Source organism: Exiguobacterium sp. H66 (assembly GCF_018618705.1).
In the GTDB taxonomy this organism is placed as follows: domain Bacteria; phylum Bacillota; class Bacilli; order Exiguobacteriales; family Exiguobacteriaceae; genus Exiguobacterium_A; species Exiguobacterium_A oxidotolerans.
In genome coordinates, this window is record NZ_JACSMQ010000001.1 from 178,935 (window position 1) to 195,634 (window position 16,700).

A 16,700-nucleotide genomic window follows, 5' to 3' on the forward strand; every position below is an offset into this window, starting at 1 on the left:
GCACCGAGTTACTCGGACAAACAGGTCGTTTTTAAATTAAAACTCATTTAATGCTTCACGTGCCACGCGGTCCGCTTTATTTTCAGACCGCGGAATCCACTTGACGAATGCCAGTGGTAATTGTGAATACCGTTCGAATGCCGGATCAAAATAAACTTGAATGCACTTGTTCTTGGCGAACTCGCGTTCGACCGCTAACGAAACTGCTTCCGAGTCCGTCCGGAACGAAAAGACACTTTCTCCTGCGTTCAATAACTCTTCCGCTAATTCGACCGCTCGTGCAAACGCCTGGAATTCCGCTTCATGATTGTTGACCGCGGTAATCCGAAACGTTCGTTCGATGACTTCTCCTGCGGAATTCTTACAGAAGATTCCTACCGTCGCGTCATCATTCGATGGCCGAACAGCCCCATCAAAATACATTTCAACCATGTTCAATCGCCGCCTTTACACCTTTTCGGATTGCTTGTTCATCTAAATTTTTTCCAATGAAAACTAGCGTCGTTTGTTTCTCTTGCTCGAACATTCCACGTACTGCTGTTCCGTAAATCATTCCGGTGCCTTGAAGAATCGTCTTTTGATCCGTATCCGCGAAATGAATGATTCCTTTATAGCGGTATAAATCTTCCGCATAGGCTTCGAGTACTTCACGCAAAACGGCGCCGAAACGATTCCGATTCAACGGCTGCACTTCCGTAATCGTCAATGCCGTGAACGAATCTGCCGCTCGTTCGAAGCGATCATCTTGTTGTAATAAACGTTCTTCTTCCGCTTTTGGAAAATGGAACGTTTCAAATAAATTTGCTACCTCGACACGTGACTCGACTGTCGGAATGATATGTGCCGTTGGATTCAAGACTTCGAGCCGGGCGATGATGTCGGTTCGTGCAGCATCCGGTACCAAATCCACTTTATTCAGTAACAAAACATCGGCAAATCCAATTTGTCTGACATTCTCTTCAAACGTCAATTCTCGTTCGAGATGGTACGCGTCGACGACCGTGATGACGCTCGAGAGTTGATATTGTTGTTCAATTGCCGGTTCAAAGTAGAATGTTTGGAGGATTGGGCCCGGATCAGCAATTCCTGTCGTTTCAATCAATAAACGATTGAACACCATCTCACCTGCGCGTCGTTTTTTAGCAATCCGTAATAACGCCTCTCGTAAATCGCCACGAATCGAACAGCAGATGCATCCATTCGTCAATTCAATCATCTCTTCGTCACTTCGTTCAATCAAAGCTTCATCGATATGGACTGATCCTACCTCATTGACGAGCAGCGCCACCTTTTCGGTTGGATGGGAGACAATATGATTCAACAGTGTCGTTTTTCCCGCTCCTAAAAAACCCGTAATCAATGTCGTTTTAATTCGTTCTTGCATAACTTTCACTCCTTACAGCAGTTGTGCCGTTCGCCATTTCTCTTTTCGTGCGTCCAGTAAATCAATCGCATGCAAATACCAGGCTTCCGTTGTTTGTGGTGTGACACTTGAACCCCATTCTTTTTTTCCATGATGCGATAAGATGAGATGCATCATCCGATGATGCATGTCTAACGGAATCCGGAGTGCCTCGTCACGCAACGCGCGTTCGAACACAAAACAGCCGAATGGCATATGTCCGACTAGACTTCCAAGCGGATCAATCGCAATACCGGATAACGTTTCCTCTGCCGCATCGACTTGCAGTAAGTCCGTGAAGCGACTTGGTGTTGCGCCGAGATGATTATACTCCCAAATCTTTCCGATGTCATGCAACAAGACACCTAACAAGAGTTCATCCTGATTCGGTTCTTGATCGAGAAGCGTAATCGACCGTGCCGCCTGATAAAGAGAATCGAAGCTATCGTCCCAGGCAAATTGACGTGTCGCTCGCTCAGGAGCTTGAAATAAATCGTTTTTATGATCAGCTTCTGCTTCTTGAATACACTGGAGTAACGTCAAATAAGGTCGCTCCGATTGACAGATTCCTGCCGCGATCGTCATCATACAAGCAGTGTGCTTCATCAACCCACCAATATAGGCATGGTGATGGAACAATGCCGCTGGTCTCGTCGAAAAATCATCCCAATACAAGTTTAGACAACGCAGGGCAATCTGGCGGTAAGGTTGTTGCATTTGCTCGACTAGGCCAATCAATTGATCCCGATAATCGCTCGCAGACTCTTCCATCGGCATCTGAGGTAACAATGTCGTTCCAGCGACATCATGGACGGCCTTGACGCGTTGAACAGTCAACGACTTATTACCTGAGTCGACGGGATATTCCTCGACCTTGGCAGTAACGTGGACGATCCGCGTCTCTAGATAAGGACGCATCGCCTCTTCCGCCGTTCCTTGATTCAACCATTGTTTTCCTTTACAAGAACCACTCGATGAATTGAATGTAAACTGTAACCATTCACGCCCTGTCTGACTCGTTCTGATTTCCGCAGAAGCGACTAAAAGTGTCTCTTCGATTTGTTCTCCCGGAACGTGACGTTCAATCAAAAAGCCGCCTGACGCATTTGATACGTCAACCACAAATTCATCCCCAAGGTAAGGTGGCATCTGTTGCTCTGGAATTGCTTTAAATAAGCGAATCATTTCCGAATCACTCCTCTCATCTCTATTGTCCATCATATCAAAGTCGCTCACCACCTGTACAAAACAAAAGAATGATTGTAAGCGTTTACTTAATCAGCTATGATGAATGCATATGTACAATACTTCCAATTAAGGAGGACTTTCATGATGCTTCGCTCACTCTCTTCAAGTTATGATGTCGTGATGCGCACAGCGCGAGATACAGTCGATCCAGCAACACGTGCTCAACTGAGGCAGGCCGTCGTCGCCTATGGCATAACGGCTAAAGATGAATCACCTTTACAGGCTTTAATCGAACAGGAGCTCCACTTATGTTGTATTCAAGTACAGCATGCCGGACTCGACGTTCAATCCGACCTCGTCAAGTTACTCGTCTTGTCCGCTTTCAGTAGTGATGCGGGATTTAGCACCGCAGAACTGAACAGTATGACACCAAATGCAATCAAAAGACAATTGTCTTCATACGATGCCATCTTCGCGCGTCTCATCCAAAAACTTTTTCTCCATCAGACCCAAGTCGATATCATTTGCCAACGGCTACAACGTGTTCTGTGTGGTGCAGCAGCACAAAAGTGTTCGATTCGGGCACGTCGACTACAAGAGTCAACCCGCGTCACCTACTCTCATTAAAAAAAGTCCTGACTCGAGTGAGTCAGGACTTTTTTTCAACGACCTGGCATTCCAGCTCCTTGAAAGGTGTATATTATGAAAATGCGGCATTCCGCTTCGTCATATTCTATAATCATCATCACAGATATTGGAGGTTCTGTCAATTGATTTTCAAAAAAAGTGGGTTGATCTCGTTAGAAATCAACCCGAATGGAAGAGTGAATAATTACCATGGCAATGCTTGATTTCATCATACAATGCAATGGAAGCGTTTACAAGCCTTTATCTAAAATTTTCTCAAGAAAATATTGTTCTGTTAATGGCAAATGTACGACTTCAATCCCGCTTTGGCGCATCAAGTTTAATCCATCGCCGTATTCATAACCCGTCGTATAGACGACGCGATCAATTTTTGAAGCGATTAAAGCTAAACTACATGCGTGACACGGACTATGCGTGACATAAGCCGTCGCATGACGCGCACTCGTCGAATCCGCAGCAAGTTTTCCTAACGCATTAATCTCCGCATGAATTTCATGTTGCTTTGACCATTCATGATGTTCTTGTTGGTTATTACAACGATAAAAAACTTCGCCATTATGTATAGTAGTATCAGATTCCAACACATTTTCATTGATTGATTTATAGAAAACCCCGTGTTGCTTTAAAAAAATTTCGTTGCAGTTCACATGCTGACTCGGTGTTCCATTGATTCCAATCGAAATTGGCTTTTCATCCTTGACGATGACGCATGCGACAGACTTCGAGGCACATTTCGAATGACGTTCTGCCATCATCTGCGCAAACAGTAACCAGGTCGTATCCCATTTCTCTTGTTTCGGATCCATAACGTTCACTCCTTAAACAATACGAAGGAACACGTAAACGTGTCCCTTAGTATCGTTGATTTGGTAATTCGCGACTTTTCGAAGCGACTTCAATGACTTTTTGTTTTAATTCATTTTCCATCCGCTCTAACTCATGCTCTGCATCGCGACGTTTCTGCTTCCCATCTTGTTGAATCCGCAGTGTCTCATCAAGCGTCTCGATTAAATTTTGATGCGCAACTTTTAACGATTCGACCGATACGATTCCTTTTTCATTCTCTTCTGCGATTTCAATCGATGAATCTTTTAAGAGACGTGAATTTTGTTCGAGCAATTGATTCGTCGTACTTGTAACATCCTTTTGCATCTGCAAAGCACTCTTTTGCCTAGACAGACTGAGTGAGAGGACGACTTGGTTTTTCCAAAGTGGAATCGTATTGACGACTGCAGATTCAATTTTTTCAGCAAGAATCTGGTTATTCTGCTGAATGACACGGATTTGCGGTGCCATTTGAAGACTGATCGTACGTGATAACTTTAAGTCGTGAATTTTTTTCTCGAACCGGTCCGTCAATTGAATCAAATCATTTAATTCTTGTAGTTTCGTCTGGTCACGTGAAACCTCGACTTCTGTCCGAAGCGGTTCGATCTCATTTTCTCTGACGTGTGCAATCTTCGTCTCACCCGCTGCGATGTAAAGATTTAGTTCCTCGAAGTAACGTCGATTTTTTTGATACATTTGATCAAGTAACGTAATGTCTTTCATTAAGCCGAACTTCGAACGATCTAAATTATGAACGACCTCTTCTAAATAAGCACTCATCTTTTCATATTGTAAGAAGTAGGTCTCCGCTTTTTTCTTCGCCCGTCCGATGACGGGAACGTTTGACCAAAAGCTTTTCTTTTCTTGTAACGAATCCGGGTCCATTTGACGGACACGTTGCATTAAATCCGACAACAGTTTTCCGGCGTCGCCACCATCTTTCATTTTGACTTCGCTTAACACTTGATCTGAAAATTGCGAGAGTTCCCGTTGAACCGGTGCTCCGAATTGCATGACGGCATCGGATTTATTCAAATCAATCACTTGAAGTAAACGTTCGATTTTTTGACGCTGTTCAGCTGGAACGTCACTTGGAATCATTTCTTCAACCGGACGAACTGGCGTCCGGTGTTTTGGTGTTTCCGCAAGATTCAGGTCAACTGATGGATCAGAAATCGTTGGTTGTGCCTGTTCCTCTGTTTTGGATTCGTCCGGCCACTCTTGCCATGAATTGTTATCAGAATGGGTCATGTTTATAACTCTCCTCCTGTTTTCTTTGTTCCGATTCTTGTGCCAAAACTTTTTCAATCGTTAAAAGTTCACGCTCTAAGTCGACCGTATCTCCTTCTAACAACAAGGATTGGTGTTGTTTTAATTTTTGAGCAATCATCTTCAAGTTCGCTTGCAGTTGTTCGCGTGTATCAAATTGCACTTGAGCCCCACGTCGTTCTAAATCTGCGAATTTTTCTGAAATCGATAATAAGGAATCGAGATAAAACGTGAAGAAGTCGCGTACTTTTTTTACTTCACGTGGTGCATTAAATAATTCTTCAAATAAAACATGTGCTTCGCGCGAGACGATTCGCATATCTGAACGTACTTCGCTGTCTCGGATCGATGGGATAATGCCATCGAATGCCTGTAACTTTACGAAACCTTCTTCGACGGTCCGTTGCAAGACTTGCAACTCCAAATCATCCGTTTCATCAAATCTGCGCGTCGCTTGTTCAGGCTTTAAGATGACGCTTCCGACAAATTGATCATCATCATCGAGTAACAATTTCTTTTTGACATTTTGTCGTTTTATCTCTGTTGATTTTCGTTCTGTCCGGTACCGCTTCCCGGGTTTCGCCCGGTAACCGCTCCAAATGAACCATAAACCGAGTGCTACGAAGATTCCGGAAAAGTTTAACGTATCTGCTATCTGAAGAAATACGAACATCAAACCAATCGATCCGAAAATCCACCATGTAGAAGATTTCATGTCATCCCCTCTTTCTATTGACTCCATCTATTTGTGTCATGAATGAATCTACTGTTTCTTATATCTTACCATTACGGATGTCTTAACAAAAAGTTTCCCGTTTTCGATAAATGTTAGTCCTCTCTACTCTTTATTTCACCATAATCTTTCACCGGCCGCATCCGTCTCTAGATGTACGATGCTGAATGGATTGCATCTACTTTTTACTTTTTACTTTTCTTGAGTAACATATACGCATAAGATTTTTCGATTATTCAAAAATCACTTTCATCAAAAAAAACTAGCTTCCGTTAATCAAAACGAAAGCTAGTGCTCGTGATCATATTCTGATTCAATCAAACATTCAAGAGAATACGAGTGGCCAAATCAGAATGATTAAAATGGCGAGCGGACTCAAGTAGCATACACTAAAGCGCCAAAATGGAATCATTCGTTTTAACAGGGGACCTGTCGCTAGCTCACGTTCGACAATCGCCCGATCAAGTTTAAATCCAGCAAATATTGAAATCAAGAGTGCACCGATTGGCATCAAAATATTCGATACGAGGAAATCCATCCAATCAAAAATTGTCTTATCGAACCACATGATGTCGCTCGCGACTCCAAAGGAGAGTGCTGATGGAACACCTACTATTGCGACAAGGATTGTCGTAATAATGGTATTACGTTTCTTATTTTGGACGGTCGCATCTTCTTTTCGATCAGTAATCGATGAAACCACAACTTCTAGCATCGCGATTGAAGAAGTGATCGACGCGAAAGCAAAGAGTAAGAAAAACAACGTTAAGAAGACTGTTCCAAATTGGACTTGGCTGAATACTGTTGGTAACACGATGAATAAGAGTGAAGGACCTTCAGCAGGATCAAGACCTGAAGCGAAGACCGCTGGGAAGATCGCGAATCCGGCTAGTAGTGATACGACGATGTTTAAAGAGACGATCCATCCTGCTGACCGATTGATTTGACCACGCTCTTTCATATACGAGGCATACGTCAACATTGCGGAGACGCCGAGCGATAATGAAAAGAAGGCTTGTCCGAGCGCACTCAGGACCGATGTCCGGTTCAGCGCTGAGAAATCCGGTTCGATGAAGAAACGAACCCCTTCACTTGCACCTTCAAGGGTCAATGACCGACTCACTAATATAATGAAACAAAGGAATAATAATGGCATCAAGATTTTACTCATTTTTTCAATTCCCGATTGAACACCTCGCAAGACGATTAATCCCGTAATGATGAGGAATACGACTTGACCTAAAATCGCATAGAGTGGAGAGGCGGATATCGTTCCGAAGAGTTCTCCTAACTGATCCCCACTCATGGAAGTCAAATTTCCGGAAAAACCAAGAACCGTATAAATTAATACCCATCCCCCGATGACGCTGTAAAAGGATAAGAGTAAGAAACAGGTGATGACACCTAACACGCCAATAAAGGTGAATTTCTTATGACCCAACTCTTCGAAAGCGCGCAACGCCGTTTTTCCACTCGTTCGACCGATTAAAAATTCTGCAATCAATACCGGGAGACCGAGGAGCAAGGTGAACACTAAAAATAGTAGTAAAAAAGCGCCTCCACCATTCGTTCCTGTCGTATATGGAAACTTCCATATCGCACCGAGTCCAATCGCTGATCCTGCTGCTGCTAAGATAAACCCAACTTTTGAAGCCCATGCATTGCTTTTCATGGTACTCCACCTCCTTTTTCAAAAATACTTCCTTATTGTACAAAAGTTAAATCAAGAAGTCATCCTTTATCAAACATTTTCTTTAAAGCGTCAAAGCATAACCGCATATTCGCATGTTTGTATTAAAACAAAAATCATATGCACTAAAAAAGGAGAGACATTGATTCTTCTTCGAATCTTTTTTGTCTCTCCTGATACTATCTTGTTAAGTTCGATTCAGTTTACGATTTTGTCCAGCGTACATTTTCAAGAATTCCGGTAAGACCTTCACCTCGACAGGCGAGTTCAGCGCCTTCTCACCATCCGTATCGATGACTTTCGGAGAATCCGTTTTTAAAGTAAAACCACTCGTTAAGATGTGCGTGAAAGATGGGTCGTTTGCCAGTCCGATTTTTTGAAGGATCACGTCACGGATTGTCGCTAAGTTGACTTCATCGACAATCACTAAATCCAGTTTCCCATCATTGTATGCACCGTTCGAAAGATTCGTTTCAATCCCCCCAAGCGACTCGCCATTCGCTGCTAAAATCAAAACGGCTTCTCCTGTCATTTTTTGCCCTTCATTTAATTCAAGTTCGTAGGCAAACGGTTTTGCATCCAAGCTTGAGCGGATGGTTGAAAGATAATACCCCATTTTCCCAAGTCGGACTTTTTCTTCTGTATCAATGCCAATTGATGCTTCAGCAATTAATCCGAGACCCAAAAAATTAAGGAAGTACGTATCGTTGACTTGTCCAAGATCGACTTCGACGATTTGTTGGGTCGCAATCATCTCTGCAGCAAGACGCGGCACCATCGGTAAACCGAGTGTCCGTGCAAAATCGTTACACGTTCCCCCTGGCACGATGCCAAGAATCGGACGCGTCTGCAGTTTAGCTAATCCATTAATGACTTCAAATACGGTCCCATCTCCACCGAGGACGACAAGGGCATCGAAGTCTCCCGCTTCTTCTGCAAACTCCTGTGCATCTCCTGCCCGACTCGTTTGCTTAATGACGATTTCATTGAATTGTTCCGCAAGTGGACTAATGACATCTTCTAGAAGACCACTCCGGTTCGTCCCGGCGGAAGGATTACTAATCATCAATAGTTTCATTGAATGATTCCTTCTTTCTTCAAATAATTATTTGCCACTTCGTTGGCAGTTTTACCACCATAGGCGACTTCTTCATTCATTTTAGACATTTCTTCATCCGTGATTTTTCCATCTAATTTCTTTAATGCTTCCCCGACTTCCGGGTACTCATCAAGTGTCTCTTGGCGCAACAGAGGTGCCCCTTCATACGGAGGGAACAGTTGTTGATCGTCTTTCAAGACGACCATGTCATATTTCGCGATTTCTGGATCGGTCGAATAGGCATCGATGACTTCGATATCTCCTGATTCGATTGCCTTGTATCGTAATTTCGGTTCCATCGTCACGACTTCTTTAAAATTGACGCCATATTTTTCTTGAATCCCTTTGTAACCATCTTGACGATCTTTAAACTCTAACGTGAAGCCTGCCGTTAATTGACTCGCAACCCGCTTGATGTCGGAAATCGTTTTTAAGTCATATCGATCCGCGATTTTTTTCGGAACTGCGATGGCGTAAGTGTTATTGTAGTCCATCGGCGGTAACAGCGCGAGGTCCTGTTTGACCAATCCATCTCGTGCTTGCTCGTAAACCGCTTGTGCATCATTTGAGACCGGTTTTTCATTCGTTAAGCTAGCAAGGACCGTCCCTGTGAATTCCGGGTACAGATCGATATCACCCGATTGCAAGGCTTTATAGACGAACGTCGTCTTCCCGAAGTTCGGTTTGACTTGGACGTTTAAGTCCGTTTCATCCTCGATGACGATTTTATACATGTTCATTAAGATTTCTGGTTCGACCCCTAATTTCCCGGCGACGACCAAGTCAGGTTGTTCCGTCCGTCCGAGTGCGAACGGCGTGATAATCAGTGTCGCAATCAAGGCCAGGGCGACGACCATCCGGCTCGTTTGCCGTTTTTTTGTGGCGACTTCCGTCTGACGTAATAAAAAATCGAACAATAACGCGAGTAAGGCTGCCGGAATAGCTCCTAATAATAAGAGATTGTTATCATTTCGGTCGATTCCGAGTAAGATGATCGATCCGAGTCCCCCTGCCCCAATCAAGGCAGCAATCGTCGCCGTCCCGATGATAAGAACCATCGCTGTCCGAACACCAGCCATCATGACCGGTAAAGCGAGCGGTAACTCAACCTTCAACAAACTTTGCGTCGGTGTCATTCCGCAGGCACGGGCCGCTTCTTTAATTGAAGGGTCGACTTCTGCTAATCCCGTAAATGTGTTCCGGACGATTGGTAAAAGAGCATATAGGACAAGTGCAATGACAGACGGGAGTGTTCCGATTCCAACAAGCGGAATCATCAGTCCGAGTAGTGCGAGCGAAGGAATCGTTTGGATGACGGATGTCACACCAATCGACCATTCACTAATTTTTTTATTTCGTGATAAGTAAACGCCTAAAGGAATGGCAATCAAACATGCGATTAATAACGAAATGACCGAAAGTTGAATATGTTCGATTAATGCCTGCAGTAATTCTTCTTTTCGATTTTGAAACGTTTCGACTAAACCGTTCATCACATCGTCCCCCTGACTTGTCCCATGAACTCTTTGATGAAGGGATCGTCACTCGCTAAGACTTCCTCTTTTGTTCCGATAAATACGATTTCGCCCTCGTTCATCAAGCAGATGCGACTGCCGAGCTTCAGCGCTTCATTCATGTCATGGGTGACGAACAAAATCGTTTTACCGAGTTCACCGTTCAATCGGATCAAGTCATTTTGAAGTTGGTCTCGAGAAATCGGATCAAGGGCTGAAAATGGTTCATCCATCAGAATGACATCTTGCTCTGCAGCGAGCGCACGCATGACGCCGACGCGTTGTTGTTGTCCACCCGATAGTTCACTTGGATATTTCTTTTTTAAATTTTCATTAAGACCCGTCAACTCGAATAATGTATCGACGCGCTTCGCAACTTTTTTCTTGTCCCACTTTAACAACTGCGGCACGACAGCGACATTTTCTTCAATCGTCATATGGGGAAAAAGTGCAATTTGTTGCAGAACATAGCCGATTTTCCGGCGAAGTTCATGTTCATCAATCGACATGATCGGCTCTCCATTAATCCATATCTGACCTGCTGTATGATCAATCAATCGGTTGACCATCTTCATCGTCGTCGTCTTGCCACAACCAGATGGACCAATCAAACAAAAGATTTCGCCTTCTTCCACTGTAAAATTCAAATTTTGGACCGCTTTTGTTCCGTCGGCATAAGTTTTTCCGACTTCTTTAAATTCAATCACAGACGATCCCTCCGTTTCCTATTGTTTTATTATCTTTGTAAAATTCCCCTTAATCAGTGTTTCCAAAACCTGATTTTTTAGCAGTTTCATTAAAAAAGAGCCATCTCGACCGAAACGTTCGGTCGAGATGGCTCTTTTAGTCTTATTCGTAAATCGTAACTTGGACCGAACGTCGGCCCCAGTTGATTGCTTCTTGTTCCGTTTCCATCATTAAATCCATGATTTTCCCATGGATGACGCCTCCCGTATCGAGAGCAATCGCATCTCCAAATCCTTCAACATGCACTTTCGTACCGAGGGGGATGACGCTTGGATCAACCGCAACAATCCGTCGGCCTTCAAAATGAATCGTATGTGTAACATCATAGCCTGAAGCCGTTAAAACTTTTCCATCATATGAACCATTCAGCGCTGCATCATTCGTATAAGCCGTCGTCTCAAATGTCTCTTGGCGCCCACCAGTTTCATTTTTGGCAGCTACTTTTTTTGGTTCGACAGTCGATGCCGCTTCTTTTTGATTTTCCTGTTGTTTACGTTTCGCTTCGTCTTCTGCTTGTTGTTTTTTCTGTGCTTCTGCCTTTTCTAATGTTTCCTTTTTTTTCTTTGCTTCCTGCTCGGCTTTCGCCTGGCGTTCACGTTCTTGTTGCGCTGCCTGTTCTGCAGCACGTTGTTTCGCCTGTTCTGCAGCACGTTGTTTCGCCTGTTCTTCAGCTCGTTTTGCTGCTTGCTTCTCTTTTTCCAATCGAATAGCCTCTCGTTTCATCTGGAGCGGATTTTGGACGATTTTCTTTTCCGTCCCGATTCCAATTTGTGCGGCTTCCGTATGCATATGTGGTAAAAGAATAAGTCCTGTAAAAGTAAAAATGATTGTAAGTACGATCTGTTTTAGTTTCATCTTTCAAAACAACCTTTCCGGCCTTTAACGGCTCGAACACCTTACCATGATGAATTTGCGGATGAAAACCCTAAAAGGTCATTTGAAATATATCTGTCAAAAAGTAACGAAATGGTTACACGCTTTCAAAATATGCTCTTATCGTTGATATCAAGCCATTTCTATGATTGTTACCGTTCTGTCATCTTTTTATTCTTGTAACGTCTTTGTAATGATTACGATTGTTCATGAAATTCTGTTAATTTATTCTTAAAATTGAGGTCATCCCATCGATTCAGCAATCAAATGACTGATTTGCTTATAACTTTTCACCCACGCTTTGAATATTTATTCAAAATCAAACGATTCATCTCCCACTTCTAAACGTTCAGGGTGAACTCCTCGTGTAAATAGGAGATGAATCGTCTTCGGGCAAGATTAACGTTCAACCGTCAGGACGACGGGGTTAGCCTGATCAATTTTCGACCGATAGATTGAATAGCTCAGGAAGCCTCCACCTCTAAGCAAAGCGGAGGTGGAGGTGGTTCAATCAAACAAACAAAAAACCCGACAATATGTTGTCGGGTCCCGTGTTATTTTGTTTTACGTTCTAACAATTCAATCTCTGATTTGAGGAGAACTTGTTTTTCAAATTCGAATCCAAGTGATTCAAAGTTTTTTGTATGCGAGAGATCACCGACAACCGTATTTGTTAATACAGCCGTAACTTCCGCGACCCATCCTTCTTTCGTTTTGACCATATCGCCCACGATATAATCAAATAACTCTTCTGTTTCTTCCATCTCAATCATCTCCTGACACGTTCAGATAGTACTAATCATATAAAAGAACTCACAAAAAAGCTAGTATCGTGAAATCATACTCAACACTTGGCGAAGAATCTTTGCCGTCAATCCCCAAATCAAGTAGTCTTCATGCTCATAAAAATGTTCGACGACTTTGTACGTCCGATCAAGATAAGCTTCCCGATTCGCCATCCGACTTGTCGGAACCGCTTTCCCCGGGCGAATTCGCCATTCCATCTCTCCTTCAATCGGACGCGCGTTCAACAGTGCGTTTAACGGGACATAAAAAATATGATCGACTTCATCCGGAGAGGGATCGATTTGATTCGCTTGTATGATTCCGACGTATGGATAGATGATGGAGCGGTTCGGTGTCACGAGCGGTTCTAACGTCCCGATGACTTCAATTTCTTCCACTGTCACATTGAGTTCTTCTCGCGTTTCCCGGATTGCCGCTTCTTTCGGTTGTTCTCCGGCATCGATTCGTCCACCCGGAAAAGAAATCTCTCCGGGTTGCGAACGTAACGTTTTTGCCCGCACTTGAAAGAGGAGGCAGATTTCCCCGTCGCGTTCGACTAACGGGACAAGAACTGCTGCTGCTTGCCGCGGAAGGCTGTCCCTTGTCGATTTGAATACATCTTTGATTTGATCGAATACGGGATTATTCATCGTCCTTCCTGCGAAACTCTCTGATACGCTTCCTCTAAGTGACGCATCCGAACAATCAAATCGGCGTTCTTCGCGATTCGGTCTGCAAGAATCGAGCCCGAAACGACTTTATAATACGCATTCAATGCTTGTGTCTTTGTCATATATGCCTCATTTTGTCGAATATACTCTTTGAAATTCGCTACTAAACGGTCTGCTGTAAATAACTGTTCGTTCAACCGACTCATCCTCTCTTGCGGTTAGCCGCTAGGTGTATAGTTTAATGGTAGCTACTTTTGGCTAAGAAGTAAAATAAGGGGGGCTTATTCGTGAAGAAAAACATAGATGTATTGATTATCGGGGCCGGACCGACCGGATTGACACTTGCACTCGCGCTCTCACGGTATGGCTTAACATTCCGGATCATCGAGCGAGCGAGCGGACCATCTGTCGTCTCAAAGGCAATCGGTATTCAAGCACGCTCACTTGAATTGTTTGCCCGTCTCGGTGTTGCCGAGGAACTGATGGCAGAAGCGATTAAGATTAATCAAGGAAATCTCTATGTGAATGGAGCTTGGCAAGCAAAACTTGATTTTACGGATTTGAATACACCTTTCCCATTTGTAACACTCTTACCTCAAAGTGAAACGGAACGGATTCTTGAACAACGCCTACTTGATTACGGACATCGTGTCGAACGGGATACCGAGTTGACCGGCTTCGCTCAATTTCCAACATTCGTCACGGCATCGATTCGAAAAAACAATGTCGTCGAGACAGTCGATGCCTCGTTCGTAGTCGGCGCAGACGGTGCGAACAGCTTCGTCCGGCGTGAACTAGGACTTCCCTTCAGTGGCAAGTCGTTCAAGGAATCTTGGGCGCTTGCTGATATTGAAGTCGACTGGCCGCTTTCGTCAGAAGAAGTCCATATTTTCTTTTCCGATCATGGAGTAATCGAGTCGTTCCCATTACAATCAAACTTATTTCGAATTACGGGCAATTTAACGGACGGTGTCGTACCGACGGATCATGCGGCGATTGAAGACTTTCTTAAAAATCGGGCGAAAGTACCCTTTAAACTTAAAAAAGTCCATTGGTATTCCATGTTCCGTGTCCACAATCGAATCATCGAAAAGTTTGGTCACCACCGGATTTACTTAATCGGTGATGCAGCGCATATCAACTCGCCTGTCGGCGGACAAGGGATGAATACGGGAATCGCAGACGCGATGAATCTAGCCTGGAAGCTTTGGTGTGTACATGAGTTTAAAGCAAGTTTCCCGTTGCTCGACTCTTATAGTACGGAACGGCGGGAAGCGGCACGTGGAATTTTACGTTCGACGAACCTTGCGACTGAATTGTTGCAAATCAATGTGCCATTTTTACTACCTCTGCAAGAAAAAGTCATTCGGAACAGTTTAAAAATCACACCGCTTCATCATTACGTGACGAACCGGATTGCTCAATTGAATAGTAACTATCATCCATCCGATACGTTTGTCACGCAAGGGAGATTTGGCTTACTTGCACCGAAACCGGGTGAACCGATGCCGTACAGCGAAGTTGTAAATCCGCGGACGAAAAAAAATGAGTTACTGCTACGTCGCGCTGATCGAAATTTCTTATTGCTGCTCTTTTTACCGCGTCAGTCCGATGAATCAGAACTGACCCCTTATAAAGAACTCGCCTACTCCTATCCGGACCTGTTTGAGACCGTCTCGATTCATCAAGAGCTAAAAGAAGACGGGGTCGTCGACCAGGGGGGAGAACTCGCACGGAAGTTCGGGATTAAGCAATGTGGTCTGTATTTGATTCGTCCAGACGGCTACATCGCTTATCGTCAGCAAGGCTTGAAGATTAAACCTTTCTCTCGCTACCTTGAACGTTTACTTTATGCCCGGTAAGCACGTATGATAGGTATGAGGTGATAAGATCCATGGAGTTTATGAATATACGATACTTTTTGATCATCGTTCTAGTTGTTCTGTTCATCATCATCGTCGCCCGTCGCACAAAAGAGTCTTTGCGTTGGGTCCTCGTCGGTGAAGAATTTGGAGAAAAAGGCGAACAGCTTCATCGAGATTACGAGCTACTAGCGGATGCCGGTTTTGAAGTCCGGCTCGAGCGAGGTGTTAAAACCTCTATCTTTTTCCGAAGGTTCAGTAAAGATTTAGCCGATCGTGTTGCAATTTATGCACTTAAAGAAGATATCGACCGTGTCGAACGTTTTCTCACTCAACCTAAAAAAAGACGTTAAAAAATAAGCAGCCTCTCCGTAAGTTGAGAGGTTGCTTATTTTTGATGGTTTGCCAGTATAAAAGCAACCTGTTTACGATCTTTCTCCGTGACAGGAGTTCCTTGTCGTCTTGCAATCCATGGCTTGATGGCAGCAAAGGACTGACCGATCGGAAACTTAACCCGCGTCATACGCAACTTCGGCGCTTGTTTGAATACTATCATCGTGTGAACAGGAATCGACACGCCTTCCGCCTTTAAAAGCGATCTGACATGTTTCGTGAGGCGTTGTGCCTCTATTACTGGGTGCCGTTGTTCAACCCGTTGAACACGTTGCTCGTCTTCGACGTGATAGGTTTGATCACTTAGCAATACAGCAGCCTCTTGATTGACAAGGACTAAAAACAATCCTTTTGGCCCGATTAAGGCAAATTCAATCTTCATGCGGCGGTCGAGCTCGACGTTTTCAAATAACATCCAATCGTAGCGACAAATATGTCGCACTTGATCACAGACGAGTTCTAAGTCGTTCACCTTACTTGGAACTGAACGTTTAAAGGAAAAGAAACGCCGCTCTTCTAGAGGTGTCATTTTTGTTGCCATCACCTGTAACATATTGTCTCCCCTTACGTCTATGTATTATTAGTTAGTTTACCATCCTTTTGCACAAGCGGTGTGCGCTTTCAAAATCAGGGGAATTTCGTAACAAAAAAAGACATCCACTTCTGTTTAAGTAGATGTCTTGACGCTTATTGATTTTCTTGGTGAGGACGTCCAAAAACAGCTTTTTCAAGATTTGAAATCCGGCGTAGCATGTCATAATTCGATGGATTAGACACTGGGGCTTCCGCCTCAACGATTCGCTCTTCGGGTTTCGGCGCCGTCGCTTTTGCTGCTTCTAGTTCTTTCTTCAAACGCTCGATTTCGCGCTCGAATCCTTCGTAATCTTTGATGACTTGATCCAAGTATCCATCCACTTCTTCAATCACGTAACCGCGTAGGCCCGTCTTAAATTCTTTTTTGTAAATATCATCTGCTGTCAATAAGGGTTTATACATC

The 16,700-nt window shown here is 43.9% G+C and carries 19 protein-coding genes; 3 read left to right on the forward strand and 16 right to left on the reverse strand.

All coding sequences use genetic code 11. From position 1 onward, the window contains the following. Window positions 1-36: 36 nt before the first annotated feature. From KNP88_RS00930 to KNP88_RS00940, 3 genes are read right to left on the reverse strand one after another with little or no spacing between them, the layout of a single operon-like run. A complete protein-coding gene (locus KNP88_RS00930; protein WP_214891979.1) occupies window positions 37-432 on the reverse strand; it encodes a ribonuclease HI family protein in 396 nt (131 codons plus the stop codon). After that, window positions 425-1,384, reverse strand: a complete 960-nt coding sequence (locus tag KNP88_RS00935) for a CobW family GTP-binding protein (RefSeq protein WP_214845111.1) — start codon at window positions 1,382-1,384, stop codon at window positions 425-427. The genes KNP88_RS00930 and KNP88_RS00935 overlap by 8 nt, the downstream gene beginning before the upstream one ends. Before the next feature lie 12 nt (window positions 1,385-1,396). Further along, on the reverse strand, window positions 1,397-2,587 hold the full coding sequence (locus tag KNP88_RS00940; RefSeq protein ID WP_214891981.1) for an HD domain-containing protein: 1,191 nt from the start codon (window positions 2,585-2,587) through the stop codon (window positions 1,397-1,399). 144 nt (window positions 2,588-2,731) lie between these two features. On the opposite strand from KNP88_RS00940, the gene KNP88_RS00945 reads away from it, so the two are divergent. After that, entirely contained in the window at window positions 2,732-3,217 is a 486-nt protein-coding gene (locus tag KNP88_RS00945) for a hypothetical protein (RefSeq protein ID WP_088837292.1), read from the forward strand. Between the two features lie 251 nt (window positions 3,218-3,468). Here the strand turns inward: KNP88_RS00945 and KNP88_RS00950 are convergent, their stop codons facing one another. The 11 genes from KNP88_RS00950 to yvfG form a co-directional block, all read right to left on the reverse strand. Next, on the reverse strand, window positions 3,469-4,044 hold the full coding sequence (locus KNP88_RS00950) for a deoxycytidylate deaminase (RefSeq protein ID WP_088837293.1): 576 nt from the start codon (window positions 4,042-4,044) through the stop codon (window positions 3,469-3,471). A gap of 46 nt (window positions 4,045-4,090) precedes the next feature. Next, on the reverse strand, window positions 4,091-5,317 hold the full coding sequence (locus tag KNP88_RS00955) for a toxic anion resistance protein (protein WP_214891983.1): 1,227 nt from the start codon (window positions 5,315-5,317) through the stop codon (window positions 4,091-4,093). Next, window positions 5,304-6,050, reverse strand: a complete 747-nt coding sequence (locus KNP88_RS00960) for a 5-bromo-4-chloroindolyl phosphate hydrolysis family protein (protein WP_088837294.1) — start codon at window positions 6,048-6,050, stop codon at window positions 5,304-5,306. The genes KNP88_RS00955 and KNP88_RS00960 overlap by 14 nt, the downstream gene beginning before the upstream one ends. Before the next feature lie 343 nt (window positions 6,051-6,393). Next, window positions 6,394-7,740 (reverse strand): sodium-dependent transporter, encoded by a 1,347-nt coding sequence (locus KNP88_RS00965; protein ID WP_088837295.1) that lies wholly within the window; start codon window positions 7,738-7,740, stop codon window positions 6,394-6,396. A gap of 205 nt (window positions 7,741-7,945) precedes the next feature. Then, complete coding sequence (locus tag KNP88_RS00970) at window positions 7,946-8,836, reverse strand: diacylglycerol/lipid kinase family protein (protein WP_214891985.1); 891 nt, start codon at window positions 8,834-8,836, stop codon at window positions 7,946-7,948. Next, a complete protein-coding gene (locus KNP88_RS00975) occupies window positions 8,833-10,350 on the reverse strand; it encodes an ABC transporter permease/substrate-binding protein (protein ID WP_214804459.1) in 1,518 nt (505 codons plus the stop codon). The genes KNP88_RS00970 and KNP88_RS00975 overlap by 4 nt, the downstream gene beginning before the upstream one ends. Continuing rightward, window positions 10,350-11,078, reverse strand: coding sequence for an ABC transporter ATP-binding protein (locus tag KNP88_RS00980; RefSeq protein WP_029330561.1), 729 nt, complete (start codon window positions 11,076-11,078; stop codon window positions 10,350-10,352). The genes KNP88_RS00975 and KNP88_RS00980 overlap by 1 nt, the downstream gene beginning before the upstream one ends. Before the next feature lie 142 nt (window positions 11,079-11,220). Beyond that, window positions 11,221-11,973, reverse strand: coding sequence for a 3D domain-containing protein (locus KNP88_RS00985; RefSeq protein WP_214891987.1), 753 nt, complete (start codon window positions 11,971-11,973; stop codon window positions 11,221-11,223). 572 nt (window positions 11,974-12,545) lie between these two features. Beyond that, the gene (locus KNP88_RS00990) at window positions 12,546-12,755 is read right to left on the reverse strand and encodes a hypothetical protein (protein WP_029330566.1); all 210 of its coding nucleotides are present in this window, start codon (window positions 12,753-12,755) and stop codon (window positions 12,546-12,548) included. A 60-nt stretch (window positions 12,756-12,815) separates the two neighbouring features. Further along, a complete protein-coding gene (locus KNP88_RS00995) occupies window positions 12,816-13,427 on the reverse strand; it encodes an NUDIX hydrolase (protein ID WP_088837299.1) in 612 nt (203 codons plus the stop codon). Further along, the gene (gene yvfG, locus KNP88_RS01000) at window positions 13,424-13,645 is read right to left on the reverse strand and encodes a protein YvfG (RefSeq protein ID WP_029330575.1); all 222 of its coding nucleotides are present in this window, start codon (window positions 13,643-13,645) and stop codon (window positions 13,424-13,426) included. The genes KNP88_RS00995 and yvfG overlap by 4 nt, the downstream gene beginning before the upstream one ends. Before the next feature lie 90 nt (window positions 13,646-13,735). On the opposite strand from yvfG, the gene KNP88_RS01005 reads away from it, so the two are divergent. Then, complete coding sequence (locus tag KNP88_RS01005; RefSeq protein ID WP_088837300.1) at window positions 13,736-15,310, forward strand: FAD-dependent monooxygenase; 1,575 nt, start codon at window positions 13,736-13,738, stop codon at window positions 15,308-15,310. A gap of 32 nt (window positions 15,311-15,342) precedes the next feature. Next, a complete protein-coding gene (locus KNP88_RS01010; protein ID WP_088837301.1) occupies window positions 15,343-15,663 on the forward strand; it encodes a hypothetical protein in 321 nt (106 codons plus the stop codon). Between the two features lie 35 nt (window positions 15,664-15,698). Here the strand turns inward: KNP88_RS01010 and KNP88_RS01015 are convergent, their stop codons facing one another. Beyond that, a complete protein-coding gene (locus tag KNP88_RS01015; RefSeq protein ID WP_159172449.1) occupies window positions 15,699-16,256 on the reverse strand; it encodes a nuclease-related domain-containing protein in 558 nt (185 codons plus the stop codon). Between the two features lie 134 nt (window positions 16,257-16,390). Further along, entirely contained in the window at window positions 16,391-16,699 is a 309-nt protein-coding gene (gene gpsB / locus KNP88_RS01020) for a cell division regulator GpsB (protein WP_088837303.1), read from the reverse strand. Window position 16,700: the final 1 nt, after the last annotated feature.

What these genes read in the sequence shown, in the direction of transcription:
- KNP88_RS00935 (WP_214845111.1), bottom strand. Translation starts at nt 1,384, where the DNA reads ATGCAAGAACGAATTAAAACGACATTGATTACGGGTTTTTTAGGAGCG.
- KNP88_RS00930 (WP_214891979.1), bottom strand. Translation starts at nt 432, where the DNA reads ATGGTTGAAATGTATTTTGATGGGGCTGTTCGGCCATCGAATGATGAC.
- KNP88_RS00960 (WP_088837294.1), bottom strand. Translation starts at nt 6,050, where the DNA reads ATGAAATCTTCTACATGGTGGATTTTCGGATCGATTGGTTTGATGTTC.
- KNP88_RS01015 (WP_159172449.1), bottom strand. Translation starts at nt 16,256, where the DNA reads ATGTTACAGGTGATGGCAACAAAAATGACACCTCTAGAAGAGCGGCGT.
- gpsB (WP_088837303.1), bottom strand. Translation starts at nt 16,699, where the DNA reads ATGTATAAACCCTTATTGACAGCAGATGATATTTACAAAAAAGAATTT.
- KNP88_RS00955 (WP_214891983.1), bottom strand. Translation starts at nt 5,317, where the DNA reads ATGACCCATTCTGATAACAATTCATGGCAAGAGTGGCCGGACGAATCC.
- KNP88_RS00950 (WP_088837293.1), bottom strand. Translation starts at nt 4,044, where the DNA reads ATGGATCCGAAACAAGAGAAATGGGATACGACCTGGTTACTGTTTGCG.
- KNP88_RS00965 (WP_088837295.1), bottom strand. Translation starts at nt 7,740, where the DNA reads ATGAAAAGCAATGCATGGGCTTCAAAAGTTGGGTTTATCTTAGCAGCA.
- KNP88_RS01010 (WP_088837301.1), top strand. Translation starts at nt 15,343, where the DNA reads ATGGAGTTTATGAATATACGATACTTTTTGATCATCGTTCTAGTTGTT.
- KNP88_RS00940 (WP_214891981.1), bottom strand. Translation starts at nt 2,587, where the DNA reads ATGATTCGCTTATTTAAAGCAATTCCAGAGCAACAGATGCCACCTTAC.
- KNP88_RS00975 (WP_214804459.1), bottom strand. Translation starts at nt 10,350, where the DNA reads ATGAACGGTTTAGTCGAAACGTTTCAAAATCGAAAAGAAGAATTACTG.
- KNP88_RS00990 (WP_029330566.1), bottom strand. Translation starts at nt 12,755, where the DNA reads ATGGAAGAAACAGAAGAGTTATTTGATTATATCGTGGGCGATATGGTC.
- KNP88_RS00985 (WP_214891987.1), bottom strand. Translation starts at nt 11,973, where the DNA reads ATGAAACTAAAACAGATCGTACTTACAATCATTTTTACTTTTACAGGA.
- KNP88_RS00945 (WP_088837292.1), top strand. Translation starts at nt 2,732, where the DNA reads ATGATGCTTCGCTCACTCTCTTCAAGTTATGATGTCGTGATGCGCACA.
- KNP88_RS00995 (WP_088837299.1), bottom strand. Translation starts at nt 13,427, where the DNA reads ATGAATAATCCCGTATTCGATCAAATCAAAGATGTATTCAAATCGACA.
- KNP88_RS00970 (WP_214891985.1), bottom strand. Translation starts at nt 8,836, where the DNA reads ATGAAACTATTGATGATTAGTAATCCTTCCGCCGGGACGAACCGGAGT.